Annotated in this window: 18 protein-coding genes; 6 read left to right on the top strand and 12 right to left on the bottom strand. The window is 41.5% G+C overall.

All coding sequences use genetic code 11. The annotated features are described in order from the left end of the window. Window positions 1-79: 79 nt before the first annotated feature. The 10 genes from argF to ACQKIC_RS20380 all read right to left on the bottom strand — a co-directional run bounded on the left by argF (window position 80) and on the right by ACQKIC_RS20380 (window position 12,353). Window positions 80-1,039 carry an ornithine carbamoyltransferase gene (argF, locus tag ACQKIC_RS20425; protein ID WP_402867777.1) on the bottom strand — a complete coding sequence of 320 codons (960 nt, stop codon included), beginning with the start codon at window positions 1,037-1,039 and terminating at the stop codon, window positions 80-82. Beyond that, entirely contained in the window at window positions 1,036-4,155 is a 3,120-nt protein-coding gene (locus ACQKIC_RS20420; RefSeq protein ID WP_403123599.1) for a carbamoyl phosphate synthase large subunit, read from the bottom strand. Before ACQKIC_RS20420 ends, argF begins: the two co-directional genes overlap by 4 nt. Further along, window positions 4,148-5,230, bottom strand: coding sequence for a carbamoyl phosphate synthase small subunit (locus ACQKIC_RS20415; RefSeq protein WP_403123597.1), 1,083 nt, complete (start codon window positions 5,228-5,230; stop codon window positions 4,148-4,150). Before ACQKIC_RS20415 ends, ACQKIC_RS20420 begins: the two co-directional genes overlap by 8 nt. An 84-nt stretch (window positions 5,231-5,314) precedes the next feature. After that, entirely contained in the window at window positions 5,315-6,466 is a 1,152-nt protein-coding gene (locus tag ACQKIC_RS20410) for an acetylornithine transaminase (protein WP_402955847.1), read from the bottom strand. Continuing rightward, entirely contained in the window at window positions 6,463-7,269 is an 807-nt protein-coding gene (gene argB, locus ACQKIC_RS20405) for an acetylglutamate kinase (RefSeq protein ID WP_402955844.1), read from the bottom strand. Before argB ends, ACQKIC_RS20410 begins: the two co-directional genes overlap by 4 nt. Next, entirely contained in the window at window positions 7,250-8,482 is a 1,233-nt protein-coding gene (gene argJ / locus ACQKIC_RS20400) for a bifunctional ornithine acetyltransferase/N-acetylglutamate synthase (RefSeq protein WP_402867772.1), read from the bottom strand. The genes argB and argJ overlap by 20 nt, the downstream gene beginning before the upstream one ends. A 19-nt stretch (window positions 8,483-8,501) precedes the next feature. Further along, window positions 8,502-9,536 carry an N-acetyl-gamma-glutamyl-phosphate reductase gene (gene argC, locus ACQKIC_RS20395; RefSeq protein ID WP_427592223.1) on the bottom strand — a complete coding sequence of 345 codons (1,035 nt, stop codon included), beginning with the start codon at window positions 9,534-9,536 and terminating at the stop codon, window positions 8,502-8,504. A 478-nt stretch (window positions 9,537-10,014) separates the two neighbouring features. After that, window positions 10,015-11,028 carry a GTP 3',8-cyclase MoaA gene (moaA, locus tag ACQKIC_RS20390; protein ID WP_402867770.1) on the bottom strand — a complete coding sequence of 338 codons (1,014 nt, stop codon included), beginning with the start codon at window positions 11,026-11,028 and terminating at the stop codon, window positions 10,015-10,017. A gap of 115 nt (window positions 11,029-11,143) precedes the next feature. After that, complete coding sequence (locus tag ACQKIC_RS20385; protein ID WP_402867769.1) at window positions 11,144-11,452, bottom strand: metal-sulfur cluster assembly factor; 309 nt, start codon at window positions 11,450-11,452, stop codon at window positions 11,144-11,146. Window positions 11,453-11,564: 112 nt separating this feature from the next. Further along, the gene (locus tag ACQKIC_RS20380) at window positions 11,565-12,353 is read right to left on the bottom strand and encodes a prolyl oligopeptidase family serine peptidase (RefSeq protein WP_402867768.1); all 789 of its coding nucleotides are present in this window, start codon (window positions 12,351-12,353) and stop codon (window positions 11,565-11,567) included. Between the two features lie 236 nt (window positions 12,354-12,589). Between ACQKIC_RS20380 and ACQKIC_RS20375 the strand changes: the two genes are divergently transcribed. The 3 genes from ACQKIC_RS20375 (at window position 12,590) to ACQKIC_RS20365 (ending at window position 13,838) form a co-directional block, all read left to right on the top strand. Then, window positions 12,590-13,402, top strand: a complete 813-nt coding sequence (locus tag ACQKIC_RS20375; protein WP_402867767.1) for a Cof-type HAD-IIB family hydrolase — start codon at window positions 12,590-12,592, stop codon at window positions 13,400-13,402. A 98-nt stretch (window positions 13,403-13,500) separates the two neighbouring features. Beyond that, window positions 13,501-13,647, top strand: a complete 147-nt coding sequence (locus ACQKIC_RS20370) for a hypothetical protein (RefSeq protein ID WP_402867766.1) — start codon at window positions 13,501-13,503, stop codon at window positions 13,645-13,647. Then, the gene (locus tag ACQKIC_RS20365; RefSeq protein ID WP_402867765.1) at window positions 13,647-13,838 is read left to right on the top strand and encodes a DUF3813 domain-containing protein; all 192 of its coding nucleotides are present in this window, start codon (window positions 13,647-13,649) and stop codon (window positions 13,836-13,838) included. Before ACQKIC_RS20370 ends, ACQKIC_RS20365 begins: the two co-directional genes overlap by 1 nt. Before the next feature lie 39 nt (window positions 13,839-13,877). On the opposite strand, the gene ACQKIC_RS20360 is transcribed toward ACQKIC_RS20365, so the two are convergent. Both ACQKIC_RS20360 and ACQKIC_RS20355 read right to left on the bottom strand, forming a co-directional pair. Next, complete coding sequence (locus tag ACQKIC_RS20360) at window positions 13,878-14,129, bottom strand: KGG domain-containing protein (protein ID WP_402867764.1); 252 nt, start codon at window positions 14,127-14,129, stop codon at window positions 13,878-13,880. Between the two features lie 145 nt (window positions 14,130-14,274). After that, the gene (locus ACQKIC_RS20355) at window positions 14,275-15,117 is read right to left on the bottom strand and encodes a YitT family protein (protein WP_402867763.1); all 843 of its coding nucleotides are present in this window, start codon (window positions 15,115-15,117) and stop codon (window positions 14,275-14,277) included. A 154-nt stretch (window positions 15,118-15,271) separates the two neighbouring features. Between ACQKIC_RS20355 and ACQKIC_RS20350 the strand changes: the two genes are divergently transcribed. The 3 genes from ACQKIC_RS20350 to ACQKIC_RS20340 all read left to right on the top strand — a co-directional run bounded on the left by ACQKIC_RS20350 (window position 15,272) and on the right by ACQKIC_RS20340 (window position 16,956). Continuing rightward, window positions 15,272-16,138 (top strand): DegV family protein, encoded by an 867-nt coding sequence (locus tag ACQKIC_RS20350; protein ID WP_402867762.1) that lies wholly within the window; start codon window positions 15,272-15,274, stop codon window positions 16,136-16,138. Window positions 16,139-16,206: 68 nt separating this feature from the next. After that, window positions 16,207-16,338, top strand: a complete 132-nt coding sequence (locus ACQKIC_RS20345; protein ID WP_427592224.1) for a DUF3941 domain-containing protein — start codon at window positions 16,207-16,209, stop codon at window positions 16,336-16,338. A 126-nt stretch (window positions 16,339-16,464) separates the two neighbouring features. Then, window positions 16,465-16,956, top strand: coding sequence for a YajQ family cyclic di-GMP-binding protein (locus ACQKIC_RS20340; protein ID WP_402867760.1), 492 nt, complete (start codon window positions 16,465-16,467; stop codon window positions 16,954-16,956). The last annotated feature ends 123 nt before the right edge of the window (window positions 16,957-17,079 follow it).

Genomic DNA, 17,079 nt, shown 5'->3' with positions numbered 1-17,079 from the left:
TGACCGAAAATTTCAAAGGGGAAAAGAGGATGGTGGCAAAAGTAAAAAGCGCCTGCTATAGAGCAGACGCTTAAATTTATTATGATAGTAAATCTACGAGAACCGCCTTTTGGGCATGTAGACGGTTCCCCGCTTGATGGAATACGACCGAATTCGGCCCATCAATGACTTCTGCAGTCACCTCTTCTTCTCTATGAGCAGGTAAGCAATGCATGAATAGATAATCATTCTTTGCATGTTTAACAAGTTCACCGTTGATTTGATAGCCCTTAAACGCTTCTAAACGGATGCTATTCTCAATTTCTTGCCCCATGGAGGTCCATACATCCGAATATACGATATCTGCGTCCTTAATGGCTTCAACCGCTGAGGTCGTAACAGTTACTTCACAATTGTTTTCAGCTGCTACTTCCTTCGCGTAGGCAACGATTTCTTCGTCAGGCTTATACCCCTCCGGACATCCAATCGAGAAATTCATGCCCATTTTAGCGCAACCGACCATCAATGAGTTGGCTACATTATTCCCGTCGCCAATGTAACTCATTTTTAATCCTTTCAATTTCCCTTTCAATTCTATGATGGTCAGGAAGTCCGCCATCACTTGGCTAGGATGTGCAAGGTCAGTCAACCCATTAATAACGGGAATGGTTGCATGATCAGCCAATTCCATGATTTTTTCATGCCCGAAAGTACGAATCATGATACCATCAATGTACTCGGAAAGGACTTTTGCCGTATCGGAAATGGGTTCTCCACGTCCGATTTGCAAGTCATTACTGCTCAAAAATAATGCATGGCCACCTAGCTGTAGCATTCCCACTTCAAAAGAGACCCGGGTACGAGTCGATGATTTTTCAAAAATCATCCCTAATGTCTTACCAGCTAAAGGTTTATATTCCTCGCCCGCTTGTAATTTGGCTTTTATATTTTGCGCCAACTCCAATAAAGCTGCAATTTCCTTTGATGTTGTTTCCTTCATCGTCAAGAAGTCTTTTCCACCCAAGATTTTCGAGTGCGACTGTGCCATCAGTGCATTCATACGTGTGACACCCCTTTCGAATAAGTTAGAAGCCATTCCTGCAATGAGGTAACGCTTGGATCCGCATGCTTCAGTGATTGCAAATACGCTTTAAATGTTTCCTCTTCTGAAAAGGCCAATAGTCTGTATTTGGCTGCTAATAACCGTAACTGCTTATCTTCATCCGTTGCTCCATAAGCCAAGACGACGGCTGCATTGCCTGCCTTTAGCCATTCGTCAAAGTCCGAATGGGTGATTTCCAAGTCGGCATCATGGATTAGCTTAAGTAGTCCTTCGCTTAATTGCGCTGATTTGGCTTGATACACACCTGTCGTATGTTTAGCCTTTTGAGCGTGAAATACTTTCGTTAACGCTTCTATCATGGTTTCCCCGATTGCGATGCCTTCCCCTGTGGACTTCATTTCCGGACCGACTTTTGAATCCAGTCCACTTAAAGCAAAGGTTGAGAATACTGGATATTTAACGACCGAATACGGAATATCTTCCATTAATCCTGTTTTTTCAACCAAATTTGCTAAAGAATATTTCCCAAGCAATATTTTTGTCGCCATTTGCACTAATGGAACGTTCGTGACTTTACTGATGATTGGAATCGTACGGCTAGCACGCGGATTTACTTCCAGTACATATACATCACTGCCATCAATGACGAATTGGATATTCATGAGTCCTTTATATCCAAGCTCTCTCACAAGCTTTTCTGCATAAATGGTCATTTTCCCCTTAATATCATCCGATAAGGACTGTGAAGGCAGTAAAGCCAGGCTATCTCCTGAATGAACCCCTGCTTTTTCAACATGTTCGGCTACGATTGGGATATAAACTTCCTTACCATCCGCAATCAAATCGATTTCTGCTTCCTTACCAGGAATATAAGAATCGATCAATACGGGATACACAAGTTCTGCACCATTTTCGATTCGGTTCAACAAACTTTCCTTTGAACGGATTATTTCCATTCCTTGTCCACCGATGACATAAGACGGACGCAACAGCACAGGGAAGCCGATTGTTTCAGCACTTTCAACGAGCTGTTCCACACTGTCAGCCATTGTTCCTGGGACATGCGGAATGTCCAGCTTTTGTAACAGTTGATAAAAACGATCGCGATCTTCTAACTGATCAAGCATGTCAAATGAAGTACCAAGCAAATTGATTCCGTAGTCTTCCAATCCTTTAGCCAGATTGATAGCCGTCTGACCGCCAAACTGGACAATGACATCCTCAATATTTTCCGCTTCAATGACGTTCAAGACATATTCCAAAGTTAAAGGCTCGAAATACAAACGGTCTGCTGTCGCAAAATCCGTACTGACCGTTTCGGGGTTATTATTGATCATGACCGTTTCCACATTTTCACCTTGAAGGGCATAAACGCCATGAACGGAACAATAATCGAATTCGATGCCTTGACCGATTCGGATTGGCCCGCTGCCAATCATCAGGACTTTTTTCTTATCTGTTTTTTGCTGTTCATTTTCTCCAAAATAAGTCGAATAATGATAGTTCGTATGTGAGTCGAATTCGGCTGCACATGTATCCACCGTCTTGTAAACGGCTGATATGCCCAGTGTTTTACGAAGTGCCCTCACGTCGAATTCACTTATATTCCATACGGAGGCAAGGTAGCGATCTGAAAAGCCCTTCTCCTTGTAAAGCTGCATCTCTTCCTTGTTGACCAATTCAGCAGTCTTGGAAGAGATATCCTTTTCTTTCTCGATTAGCGAAGCGAAAGAGTGAAGGAAATAGTAATCTATAGCGGTTGCTTCATGGATTTCCTCCATCGTCACACCTTTACGAAGCATTTCAAAAATGACAAAGATTCTTTCATCCGATTTCTCGGCAAGCTTTTCCCATAGCTTGGGTACTGACTTATCCTTTAATGACAGGAGCTGAAGCCCGTTTGTCTTTAATTCCAATGAATCAATAGCCTTTTGTACTCCGCCTTCGAAATTGCGATGCAGGGCCATTACTTCTCCTGTCGCTTTCATCTGTGTGCCCAATTTACGGTGTGCCGTCTTGAATTTATCGAATGGCCAACGCGGGAACTTAACTGCTACATAATCCAACGCCGGTTCAAAGCTTGAATACGTGCTCTTCGTTACTGGGTTGATGATTTCCGATAAATGATAGCCCACAGCCAGTTTTGCAGCGATACGGGCAATTGGATACCCGGTCGCTTTGGAAGCCAATGCAGAAGAACGACTGACACGCGGATTCACTTCAATCAAATAATATTGTTTACTGTTAGGATCAAGTGCAAATTGAATATTGCAGCCCCCGATAATCCCTAAAGCGGAAATGATTTTAATAGAGGCAGAACGTAGCATTTGAAACTCATCATCAGACAATGTCTGTGATGGTGCAACCACGATCGAATCACCTGTGTGAATACCGACTGGATCAATATTTTCCATATTACAGATGGTGATGCATGTATTGTTTCCATCACGCATGACCTCGTATTCGACTTCCTTAAAGCCCGCGATGCTTCGTTCAATCAAGCATTGAGTAATCGGGCTTTCCTGAAGACCACCCCGAACAAGTTCTTTGAAAACCTCCATGGATTCTGCGATTCCACCACCGGTTCCGCCTAGTGTGTAGGCTGGTCTGATGATGATGGGAAAGCCAATTTCCTCAGCAAAAGCTACCGCCTCTTCCAAAGTATGGACAATCTTACTGTCCGGCACTGGCTCATCTATTTCAAACATTAGTTGACGGAACAGCTCACGATCTTCTCCCTTTTTGATGGAGTCAATCGGTGTTCCTAGTAATTTGACATTATATTTTTCAAGAATCCCAGCATCATCTAACTGATAGGCAAGATTCAATCCCGTTTGACCGCCTAAAGTGGCAAGCAAGCCATCTGGTTTTTCTTTGGCAATGATTTTTTCCAGTACATCCACCGTCAACGGTTCGAAATAGACGGCGTCCGCGTTCATTTCGTCCGTCATTATGGTTGCCGGATTGTTATTGACAAGAATGACTTTATAGCCTTCCTCTTTTAAGGCGAGGCAGGCTTGTGTTCCTGCATAGTCAAATTCAGCGGCCTGCCCGATGACGATTGGCCCTGAACCAATTACTAATATGGTCTGTATCGTGTTGTCTTTAGGCATATGCTTTTTCTCTCCCGCTATAATCATTTATCATTTGTAAAAAGTCGTGGAACAACAGTGAACTTTCAACCGGTCCTGGATTTGCTTCAGGATGGTATTGAGTTGTGAAAATTGGAAGGTCTTTATGCATAAGGCCCTCAACGGTATGATCATTTACATTACGGAACCGGACTTGAAGCGATGTTCCTTCTAAACTTGGTTCATCCACTTCATAACTATGGTTTTGTGAACTCATATAAACCCTTTTCGTTTTCAAATCGACCACGGGCTGGTTCGCACCTCGGTGCCCAAACAGCATCTTTTTCGTATTGCCCCCAAAAGCAAGTGCGGTCAATTGATGACCTAGGCAAATGCCCATGGTAGGAAAATTCGAAATGATTTTCTTTATATTATCCAACAGATATTCAAGCTGTTTTGGATCCCCAGGCCCATTTGAAAGCAAAATGCCATCCGGTTTCAATTTCACGATCTGTTCGAATTTCGTATCGAAGGGAACGATTGTAACATGGCACCCCTGCTCGATCAATGAAGTTAAAATGGATTTTTTATAGCCAAAGTCCATCAATACAATATGCTTGCCGCCTTCTCCATATTCCTCATATTGTTTCGTGGAAACTACAGCGACATGTGCGGCTATACCATCGAGCTTGGATTCGAAGGTATAGTTTTCATTCATGGAGATCGCCGCTTGCATGGAACCTTCTTGACGGATATTCTTGACGACAGCCCTTGTATCCACATGACTCAATAGAGGAATATTCCATTTATCCAAATACTCAGCAAGTGAATATTCGGCTTGATAATGTGAATGATTCCTAGTGCCTTCATACACAATAACGCCAGCCACATGAGGCTTCTTACTTTCGAAATCGAATGGATTGATTCCGTAATTCCCAATTAAGGGATACGTAAAGATGACGATTTGATCTTTATAGGACGGATCAGTCAATACTTCCTGATATCCGGTCATTCCGGTAAAAAAGACAATCTCTCCAGTAATTGTTTTCTGAGTCGATTTAGTTAACAGATTCCCTTCGAATACAGAACCATTTTCTAAGCATAAATAATTTTTCATGTTTTTCACCTCTTAGGTAGATGATGTATATTTATATACATAGTAGCATAATTATTCATTTCATTCTATAAAAATTCAAATAATTTAGATTATTTGTTTTGTTGCCACTGCACTTTTAATTTTCACGATTGCCTGATCTATTTCTGATTGATTCACCGTAAGCGGTGGAAGCAAGCGAAGTACGTTCGGCCCGGCACTCAATAGAAGTAGACCTGCCTCTTGCATCTCCAATATAAAGCCCTGGACTTCCTGTTTGCATTCAATGCCAATCATCATCCCAAGACCCCGGACTTCTATTACATCGTCAAGATCCTCTAACGCCTTGGTCAATTCACTTTTCAGATACTCAGCTTTTTCCTCTGCTTCTTTTAAGAAATCCGGTTGGAATATTTCAGTTAGAACCGCTTCGGCAGCTGCGACACTCACTGGGTTTCCTCCAAAAGTGGACCCATGGCTTCCAGGACCAAAGAATTCCGCCAATTCCCTTTTACCTATCATTGCCCCGATAGGGAGTCCGTTTCCAAGCCCTTTGGCCGAAGTAAGGATATCTGGCTGGATATCGAAATGAAGGAAAGCGAATGGCTTAGCTGTCCGGCCAATTCCCGTTTGAATTTCATCAACGATAAGAAGGGCTCCATGTTTTTTACATGCGGCAGCAATTGCATCCAAATAAGCTTGCTGAACAACATGAATGCCACCTTCCCCTTGAACGATTTCAATCATGACCGCTGCCGTGTCTCCGTCTACTGCGGCGGCTAAAGCGTCGTTATCATTAAAAGGAACATATTCAAAAGAGTTTAACATCGGGCCGAAACCTTTCTTGATCTTATCTTGCCCGGTTGCTGCCATTGTTGCGAAAGTACGCCCATGAAATGATTGTAAACAAGTGACGATCTTACTTCTCCCTGTCGCTTTACGGGCAAGTTTAATTGCTGCCTCATTTGCTTCCGCACCGCTGTTGGCAAAGAAAACGTGGTCCAATCCCGATGCTTCTGCCAGCATGCCCGCAACCCTTTCCTGTGCAGAGCTCTGGAACATATTCGATACATGCCAATACTTATTCAACTGCTGAGTAACGGCATTCTTCACTTTTTCGTGACAATGACCAAGATTCAGCACTCCAATTCCTGATGTAAAGTCCAGATACTCTTTCCCATTCTTACTCATTAACTTCGTACCGTTCGCTGTTTCTGGTTCTATGTCCCATCTTGCATACGTTGGAAATAAAGAACTCATTTGAATACCCCTTCTTTCTGTAAAAATTTCGTACCGATGAACTGTCCATCCTCGTAGAAGATCTCTTTTCCACTTACAATCATCACTTCTTCGACGCCCTTATTCAACACGGATAATGCAGTCTTTACCTTTGGAATCATTCCTCCATATATACTGCCATCTGTAATTAAATCTTGCGTCTCCGATTCGGTCAGCTTTTCGATGACTTGATGATTCTTCATTACCCCTTTAACATCTGTTACAAATAAACACATGGCCGCCGAAAGGGCTTTCGCCACTGAACCTGCAGCCATATCGGCATTCACATTCAGTTTATTTCCATCTTCTGTAGAGGAGATAGGCGTCAACACTGGGCAGAAGCCTTTGTCGAAAAACAATTCCAATAGTTCTGTATCGACCTGATGAATTTCACCGACAGCCCCTAGTTTTTCTTTATCAATGAACTCACCGGTCAGGATGCCGCCATCCGATCCATTGAGGCCAACTGCTTTGATTCCGTGTTCTTCCAACTTGTGTACAAGGCAACGATTAGATTTACCTGCCAGCATCAGTTCAACCACTTCCAGCACGTCTGATGTCGTTTTTCTTAACCCATCTTCGAATACTGGTTCAATTTCAAATTTCTCAAGCATCGAATTGATATCCGGACCGCCTCCATGAACGAAGACGATTTGATACCCACGGCTTTGTAGTTCTTTTATACTCGTAAAAAATGATTCGGATAACTCATTAATAATGCTGCCGCCGCATTTGATGACTAAAGTGTCCACCCATTCATCCCCCTTATGATCGATAGCTCCCATTAATTTTCACATAATCATAGGTTAAGTCGCAGCCCCATGCCGTACCTGATTCGTTCCCATCTTGTAAATAGACATTAATCGTTATACTCTTATTTTCTAAATAGGCTTTCGCCTCTTCTTCGGAAAACTGTACCGGTTCGCCACCCTTCAGGACTACGATATCACCAAAGGCGATCGTTGTTTGTGTAGGTTGAAAGGCCACTCCGCTTCTTCCCATGGCCGCGATAATGCGACCCCAGTTAGCGTCAGAACCAAACGCTGCGGTTTTCACTAAATTTGAACCCACAATCGTTTTTGCCATCATCTGTGCATCGGTTTTCTCATTCATTCCATGGACATTGACTTCAATTAGCTTCGTAGCCCCTTCTCCATCTTTTGCAATTTGCTTAGCAAGGTTTTCAGATGTCTGTTTCAATAAATTCAAGAAGACGGACCATTCCGGGTGTGCTTTGGATAATGGTTCATTGCCTGCTTCTCCATTTGCCAAAACCAGAACCATATCGTTCGTGGAACTATCACCATCTACCGTGATTTGATTGAAGGTATCGTTGGTTATGCTAGATAACGCCTGCTGTAAATCGGCTGGTTCAATGGCTGCATCCGTCGTAATGAATCCAAGCATCGTAGCCATGTTAGGATGAATCATCCCCGACCCTTTCGCTGCACCGCCCATTTTTACGACCTTGCCGTCAATGACCGCTTCATACCCACAGCTCTTCGTTACGATATCCGTCGTCAAAATAGCGGTACCAAAGTCTTCTGCGGCTTCTGGTGTATCAGCTATCTCGAGTAAATCTATTCCCTTTTTGATTTTTTCCATATCCAAGTACTCACCAATGACTCCCGTTGAAGCAACAGCAAAAGCATGATCTTCCAAGTCAAACTTTTGTGCCGTAAGCTTTCGCATTTCAAGCGCATCCTTTAGCCCTTGCTTTCCAGTGCATGCATTCGCGCAGGCACTATTCACGATGATGCCATGAATTTTGCCGGTGACGGAAATACTGTCTTTCGTCACATCGATTGGGGCCGCCTGAACGACATTCTGTGTATAAACGGCAGCAGCTGAGGCCGTGACGTCCGAAAAAATGACGCCAATATCTTTTTTGGAGTAACGTAAACCTGCATGAACGCCTGACGCTTTAAATCCTTGTGGAATTAAGATGTTTCCTTTTTCAATTTGTTTGATTGTTTCAACTTGCTGTAATGTATTCATTATTTCCCTCCAAGAAATTTTATGGATAAAGCGGGGTGTTCCATAATCCTGTTGTTTCTTCAATCCCCATTAAAAGATTTGCGTTTTGAATGGCCTGCCCAGCAGCGCCTTTCACTAAATTATCAATGACCGAAACAATCGTTGCCCTTCCTGTTCTTTCATCATAAGCAGCACCTATATCGCAAAAATTCGAACCATATACTTGTTTTGTAGAAGGAAAGTGATCTAGTGGCTGTATTCGAACAAATGGATGTTTATCATAAATGGTTTCATACAAATCCCTTAATTCGGCCGTTGAAGTTTGCCGGTTTAATTTAACGTACATTGTGGCCATGATCCCTCTCGTCATCGGGACAAGATGGGTATTAAAAGATATCGGCTGTAAATCTTTCGACCAGCGTCCAAGCTGTTGCTCAATTTCCGGTATATGTTGATGCTGGTTCACCTTGTATATTTTGAAATTTTCATTCATTTCACTATAATGCGTTACGACCGAAGGAGACTTCCCTGCCCCGGACACCCCTGATTTTGCATCGATAATTACATCTGAACCTGTAGCCCATCCTTCCGTAAATAAAGGGGCAAGGCCAAGCAATGTAGCGGTGGGGTAACAACCTGGGTTTGCAATAATAGTGGATTGCCTGATTTCCTCGGCATTCCATTCTGCTAGACCGTATATAGCTTTTTCAAGGATGGATTGAGGGGCAGCCTCTTTTTTATACCAACGTTCATATTCTCCTGGAGTTTGAAGCCTGAGGTCCCCTGACAAATCGATTACTTTCAAGTCAAGATCAGAAAATTGCGAAATCAGTTGTGAGGAAACACCTGAAGGCGTAGCGAGAAAAACAATATCAGATTTTTTTGCGATTTTTTCCGGATCAATGGCTTCCAATTTATCTTTCATATGCATTAAATGCGGATTTTCTTCATGGATACTCCGACCAAATTGGGATGAAGTATGCAATGATTCTATTTGTAAATGAGGATGATTAGTCAGGAACCTTATTAGCTCCAATCCACCATATCCTGTAGCTCCGACAATTGAAACGTTCATAAAACCACTCCTATATTCTAGTCCCTGTCATTCTTTGATTCTATTATTATATGATTGAATAAAAATAAAATCAAATGTATTTTTATAAAATTATTAAATTATATACAAAATTCTATCTTTTGCTACTATTCTTTGATATATTTTTTTCCATTCACAGCCCATTTATGAACAACGTCTTTGATTTAACCCTTTCTTGTTGCTAAAATCACCAGTAGTTCATTCATTGCCTTGTTTATTCATTTCACAACCTCCATATCCGTCCCCCGACAACCAGCAATTATATGCCTACAACATGAAAAGGTTGCGGGGATATCGACCGTATCCATCCAATTGTATTGATCCAGGGACCATTTAATATCTTGTTCCATCATATACATGCATAAAACCCGTATAATTTATTCATTAACCAAACGATGCACATACAAAAAAATACGGGATGGCATCTGCCATCCCGTATTTTTAACTTGTCCTTTAAAAATCAACCACCAATAAAGGACATTTCTATTTTTTCTTGTTTTTTCAAAGTGCCCGCTACCCTCTCGTCCGAATAACGGTCATCTCGATGATTCCAAATCGATATGATGTGGTCTGTTAATTCTTCATCCGACATCTCTGAACGAACCAATGACTTCAAGTCATGGCCTTTCCCATTAAATAAGCAAGTATATATGCTACCGTTTGCAGAGAGACGTGCACGCGTGCAACTTGAACAGAATGATTCCGAAACCGACGTGATGAATCCTACTTCAGTTGTTGTTCCTTTATAACGGAAACGCTTAGCAACTTCCCCAAAGTAATCTTCTTCCACAGGTTCCAATTCGAATTCTTGCTGTAGCATCTCGAGCAGTTCCTTTTTCGTTACCACATTTTTTAGTTGCCAACCATTTGTATGGCCAACATCCATATATTCTATATATCGCAGTTGAATGCCTTCCTGTTTGCAAAAACGAGCCATTGGCAGGATTTGAGATTCATTCGTTTCTTTTTTCACCACCATATTGACCTTGACGCCAAGTCCTGCCTTTTTAGCAGCGGCGATGCCTTCCAGAACCGGTTTTATCCCGATATTTCTGCCATTCATCTTTTTAAACAACTCGTCATCCAGACTGTCTAGGCTGATGTTCACTCGTTGTAAACCTGCTGCCTTTAAATCGGCCGCATGCTTCTTCAGGAACACGCCATTGGTGGTCAACCCTATATCTTCTATTCCTTCAATCAAGACAAGTTCGGAAATAAGCGTGGTAAGATTTCTGCGTAACAGCGGTTCCCCGCCCGTCAACCTTAACTTCTTCACACCTAAGTTTGCGAATATTTTAGAGATCCTTATAATTTCTTCATATGATAAAAGCTCGCTCTTCGGGAGGAACTGGAAATTCTCATGAAAAATTTCAGCCGGCATACAATATTGACAACGGAAGTTGCAACGATCGATGACGGAAATTCTCAAATCTCTTAATGGCCTATCTAAAGAATCTTTTATTTGACTGGTCAATTAACCACTCCTAGCCCTCATGTATTAGAAAAAGCCAAGCCAATAAAAAGCTGGTCCACAAAATGCGGATTCACCGTTTTTTGACTGGCTCTCTATTCATTCTTTTACATGGAATTTATTTTATGCCTAATGCGATTTTTGCATATCTGGACATGCGGTCCTTGGACCATGGTGGACTCCACACAATTTGCACGTCCGTTTCTTTCACTTCCGGAATATCTTCAAGCACCAATTTCACTTGATCGACGATTGTACCAGCTAATGGGCAGCCCATAGCCGTCAAGGTCATCTTCACAGTCGTTAGTCCTGCCTCGTCCATATCCACATCATATACCAAGCCCAGATTGACGATATCTATTCCAAGCTCCGGGTCAATAACCTGTTCCAAAGCTCCCATAATAATGTCTTTTGTATCTTGATCCATCCTAATCACTCCTTTTATAATCAATTATCCCCGTCATTCATACCGGGTGCTGATAGTTAAAACGGTTTACACTATCTACATATTAGAATCATAACAGATTTTTCGCGTTCCATTAAGCTTTTTGTATAGTTGGCAATAAATGTTTCTCAAACCAGTTCGCCGTTTGAAGCACACCTTCTCTGCTTACCTTATGAGATGCTTTCTTGTCGAGAATGAAATTAATTCTATTATCCCCTTCATTATAACTTGATTTAACCTCTTCATAAAAGCGATATGCATATTGATAAGGAACCACATGATCTTTTGCTCCATGCCAAAACAATAGTGGCCGATTAGCGAGCCTGTCGGGATTCAAGCTTAGGTCAAATGGTTTAAGTTGTGCAATCGCTTGTGTGATTTCCTCTTCCGATAGGGGAAAGCTAATCTCCCTTTTTTTCATTTCCCCTATTTGAAGCTCGGCAAACGAAACATATGAAGGGTTCCCCATCAAGCTCACGCCCGCCGATAACCAATCATAAGTCGCTAACGCCCCATTGGTCACAATCCCACCCATTGAGCTGCCGGCTATGCCAATCCTTTTAGGATCGATTAATTTACGGGAAAGTAAATCATCTTTAAGTAGGGGCAACTCTTTGATGCTCTGTAATACCATTTCCCAAAAACGAGGCATCAACTCGGATTCGCTTTCCCCCGTTTCCCTCTCTCCATGGTAGACAACATCGGGAAGAATCACGCGAAAGCCCTTTTCAGCCATTAAATACGCATAATGGAGATTGTGTTCCTTTGCACTCTGAAATCCGTGTATAAAAATGACTAGCGGCAGTTCCTTATTGAAAATGGACCGTTCGCTAACATGTAAAACGGGAATATGCCCTATTACTTCTTTTTCGATGATAACCAATTCGACCCCTCCGAATCATTCATGTTATAATGCTGATTGCCCCTAAATGGAACAACCAAAATTTTATTAAAAAACCTATTTAAGTAAGTCGTATAATCTCGGGATTATTATAACCCTTTCATTTAGTAATATCATACAAGAATGCATAAAGAATGAAAAACATTTACAATTTCAGTACACTAAACTTAACAATATTCGCCTATAATAAAATCAAAAAAGAACAGAAGGTGCCATAGATGAATGACAAGCATTTAATTGTATTGGATCTTGATGGAACATTACTTACTGATAAAAAATCCATTTCCCCCCGCACTAAACAGACCCTTTTAAAACTGAAAGAGGATGGACATGAAGTCATGATTGCGACAGGCCGTCCCTACCGCTCAAGCGAACTCTATTATCGTGAGTTGGGATTGACAACGCCTATCGTCAATTTCAATGGTGCCTTTGTCCACCATCCCTTGCAGACAAGCTGGGGGACGTATCATTCACCTCTCGACATCAAGATTGCAAAAGAGATAGTCGAGGCCTGTGACCAATTTAGCTATCATAACATCATTGCAGAGGTTAGGGATGATTTATATGTCCATTATCATGACGAAAAATTGATGAATATGTTCAATGTAGGGAATCCAAAAATGACTAGCGGGGACCTGCGGAACTACCTAAACGATTCGCCTACTTCGATGCTCATCCATACAGATAGCGAATATGTCGGGCAAATTCGGCAGCATCTATCGGATGTCCATGCTGAATTGGTTGATCACCGACGTTGGTCAGAGCCCTTTCACATCATCGAAATCATAAAAAGTGGATTAAGCAAGGCTGTCGGGCTTCAGCGTGTATCCAATTACCTGGACATTCCAAAAGACCGGATCATCGCATTCGGAGATGAGGACAATGACTTGGAAATGCTTGACTATGCAGGAACAGGTGTCGCCATGGGTAATGCTATAGAATTAGTGAAAAACGTAGCCAACACGACCACCTTGACCAATGAGGAGGACGGCATTGCCATTTTCCTTGAGGAAAAATTCAATCTGAAATAACACATTTATTTCCTTCATAAATTCCATTCATTGAGCCACACTACTAGGGACAACATCAAACATCGTTGTCAAAAAGCTCAGATTCGGAGGAGATAATAATGGGAACAAAATCAAAACGTTTTGTACAGCAAGGCAAAGAAAGTGTTGCCAAACACGCTGAAAAAATCCCTTATCACACTACGTATGCAGAGGCTGAAAAAGACAGATTACGCATTATGTCAGAACAAAGCTATGGTGGCTTCTAATGGGAAACAAATTATTCCAGATCGCTCGGGACTTTGTTGAAGAAGCTCTCCACTCTGAGCCTGGTGGCGACCAGCAAAAAACTGTAGAAATCGCCAAAAATGCTCTTTCTTCGGCTAATGCCAATACGAATAATGCCGAAAAAGAACAGTTGCGTGAACTTCAGGAAAAGTTGGAAAACCATCTAAAGTAAAAAGGAAAAGCCTCCAGGATCCTGGAGGCTTTTCTCTATTTAACCGTTATTTCCTGTTGTTCCGCCTTTTTTACCGATTTCTTTATAAAAACTTTTATCATGAGAATCGGATGTGGCTTCTCCGCCCTTTTGACCAATTTCCTGATAAAACTCTTTGTTGTGATTATCTGAGGTGGCTTCTCCGCCTTTGCGTCCAATCTCTTGGTAGAAGTCCTTATCGTGATTGTTCGAAGTGGCTTCCCCGCCTTTGCGTCCAGCTTCTTCCCTACTCATCTTTTCATTCTTAGCCATTGTTCATCACTCCTTCAACAAGATTTATTGGCGATACGCTAGTACATTAGCCGTTTGGGATAAGCCTCAAACGTAAAACACCAATATTTATCCATTTGTCAATGAAGTGTAACAGTATTGAAAAATATGGTAAAAATCCTACTGTTCATTCCCTTCGGAACGTACCAACGATTCCCGACGTTTCAATAATGTTGGTGAAGGCATGGGGATCGACTTCTTGAATAATCCTCTCCAAATCATACAATTCATACCGAGTAATGACGATCATTAACATTTCCTTACTTTCATTGGTGAAAGCTCCTTTAGCAGGGAGCCTTGTAATGCCGCGAACCAATTTAGCATGGATGGCTTGCTTCAGTTCCTCGCTTTGCTTCGTTATGATCATGGCTGTCAACTTTTCATGGCGAGTATGTATAGCATCCACCACTCGTGTTGAAGTATAAAGCGTAACGAGGGTATACAAGGCCTTTTCAGGTCCATATACCGCTCCGGCTGTGACGATGATGATTCCATTCAAAAGAAATAAGTAAGTTCCTACAGGCTTGTCCTTCTTGCGTGATAAAAGCATGGCGATAATATCCATACCACCTGTCGATGCCCCGAATTTCAATGTAATCCCTACTCCGACCGCAGCGATCACACCACCAAACACAGCATTCAACAAAATGTCTGGGGACCATCGTGTTAGCGGGATGATTTCCATAAATAAACTCATTAATATAACACTGAGGAAGCTATAAAAAGTGAAGGACTTCCCAACCTTCCTCCATGCAAGAATAGTGACTGGAATATTCAATAGAAAGAGTAAGATACCAGTCGATACATTAAATGGTGCAAAGGATCCAATAATACTTGATAATAACTGCGCTACCCCTGTGAATCCACTTGCATAAACATTTGCTGGAATCAGAAAAAAGTTCATTGCAACAGCATTCAGTAATGCACCAATTATGACAATTAGAATTTTCTTTATTTCATTACCATACAACCAAAAAACCTCCAATATATTCTATTTTTAGTGGCCAATTCCCCTTATTTTCTCTTTCTATAGTCGTAGTGATTGAAATTTCACCGTTACATGCTAAACTAAATAGAGTAAAACTCACATTTACTAAAATATGTAAAAAGAAAGCGGGTGTATTATGGCTATCACGATTCTTGCGGATAGTGCATGTGACTTGCCATTGTCTTTCTATCAAGAAAACAATGTAACATTGATCCCCCTACAAGTTCATTTGGATGGGCAAAATTATGAAGACATCGTTACCATTAATTCTAAGGAGATTTTTCAAGCCATGCTTGATGGTAAGGCTCCAAAAACTTCACAAGTTTCTCCGGAACATTTCTTGGAAATATTCACGGAGTTTGCCAAAGAAAAAAAACAGGGCATTTATATTGCCTTTTCCTCTGAACTATCCGGAACGTACCAAACAGCCGTTATGATTCATAACCAGGTGAAGGAAGAATACCCTGATTTGGACATAGAGATCATTAACTCGAAATGCGCATCATTAGGCATTGGCATGGTCGTTGAACAAGCTGCCAAGTTAGCTCAGAGTGGAGCTTCTAAAGAAGAAATTTTAACACATATAAATTTCCTCCTCAAGCACATGGAACACCTATTCACGGTAGGTGACCTTGAATACTTGGCGCGTGGTGGACGTATATCCAAAACATCTGCCCTTGTTGGCGGGTTATTAAACATTAAACCGCTACTAAATGTGGAGGATGGAAAACTCGTTCCTCTTGAGAAGATTCGCGGCAAAAAGAAATTAGTGAAAAGAGCGATGGAATTAATGCATGAGCGTGGCATAAATCTATCTACTCAAACAATTGGTATTGTTCACGGCGATGACGAAGAATCCGCATTGGAATGGAAAGAAGTGATTCAACATGAATTTGGTACGACAAATTTCATGATCCATTCAATCGGTTCAGTAATCGGGGCACATACCGGTCCTGGTACTGTAGGTATCTTCTTCTTAAACGATACCCCTGCGAAATCATAAATATGCATACTCCCTCTTATAATTGCGAACAATACATATTGATCATGATTATGAAGGGAGTTTTTATTATGCCACACACTAAAGATAACAATAAAAGACCCGAAGATAACCAAGCGAGAAACGCCGAAAAAAACATGGCCTATCAGGAAAATCTTAAAGCGGGAAAACATTCCTACTCCAAAAAAACAGATCATAAATAACGGGGGACATCCCCCGTTTTTTCCTGTATCCCCTTGACAAAGTCCACTTGCTTAACAGAATGAATGGTTGTCTTCCTTACCTATCTTCTCTATAATAAAAGAAATAAAACCTGCTGGAGGTAAGTAATGGCAAAGGAAAATTCATTCGATATAGTATCCAAAGTAGATTTTTCGGAAGTGACAAATGCTGTAACCATGGCAATGAAAGAAATACAAACGCGCTATGATTTCAAGGGCAGCTTAAGTACGATTTCCATCGATAAGGAAGACCTCGTTTTGGTTTCTGATGACGAGTATAAACTTGATCAATTAAAAGATGTTTTAATCAGTAAACTTATAAAGCGTGGGGTTCCCGTCAAAAACCTCGATTACGGGAAAATAGAAGGGGCTTCCGGCGGTACTGTCCGTCAACGCGCTAAACTCATTCAAGGTATTGATAAAGAACAAGCAAAGAAAATCAACACCATCATTAAAAACAGTGGGTTAAAAGTCAAAAGTCAAATTCAGGACGACCAAATTCGCGTTACCGGAAAAAACAGGGATGACCTGCAAGGCATCATCTCTGCCATCCGTGGTGCTGAATTATCAATTGATGTACAATTCCTAAATTACCGCTAAACTAGTAAGCCCACCCTGATAGGTGGGCTCAGACTGTAGACAAACTCGATGAAAATCGACTTTGCCTACAGTTTTTTTTGTTTTAAAATAGAAGTATTAAAACTTGGGGTGATGAGGATGCTT

The organism is Peribacillus sp. NPDC046944, assembly GCF_050272735.1.
Classification (GTDB): Bacteria; Bacillota; Bacilli; order Bacillales; family DSM-1321; genus Peribacillus.
The sequence above is the reverse complement of the archived record's forward strand: the minus strand, read 5'-3'. Positions and strand labels throughout refer to the sequence as shown.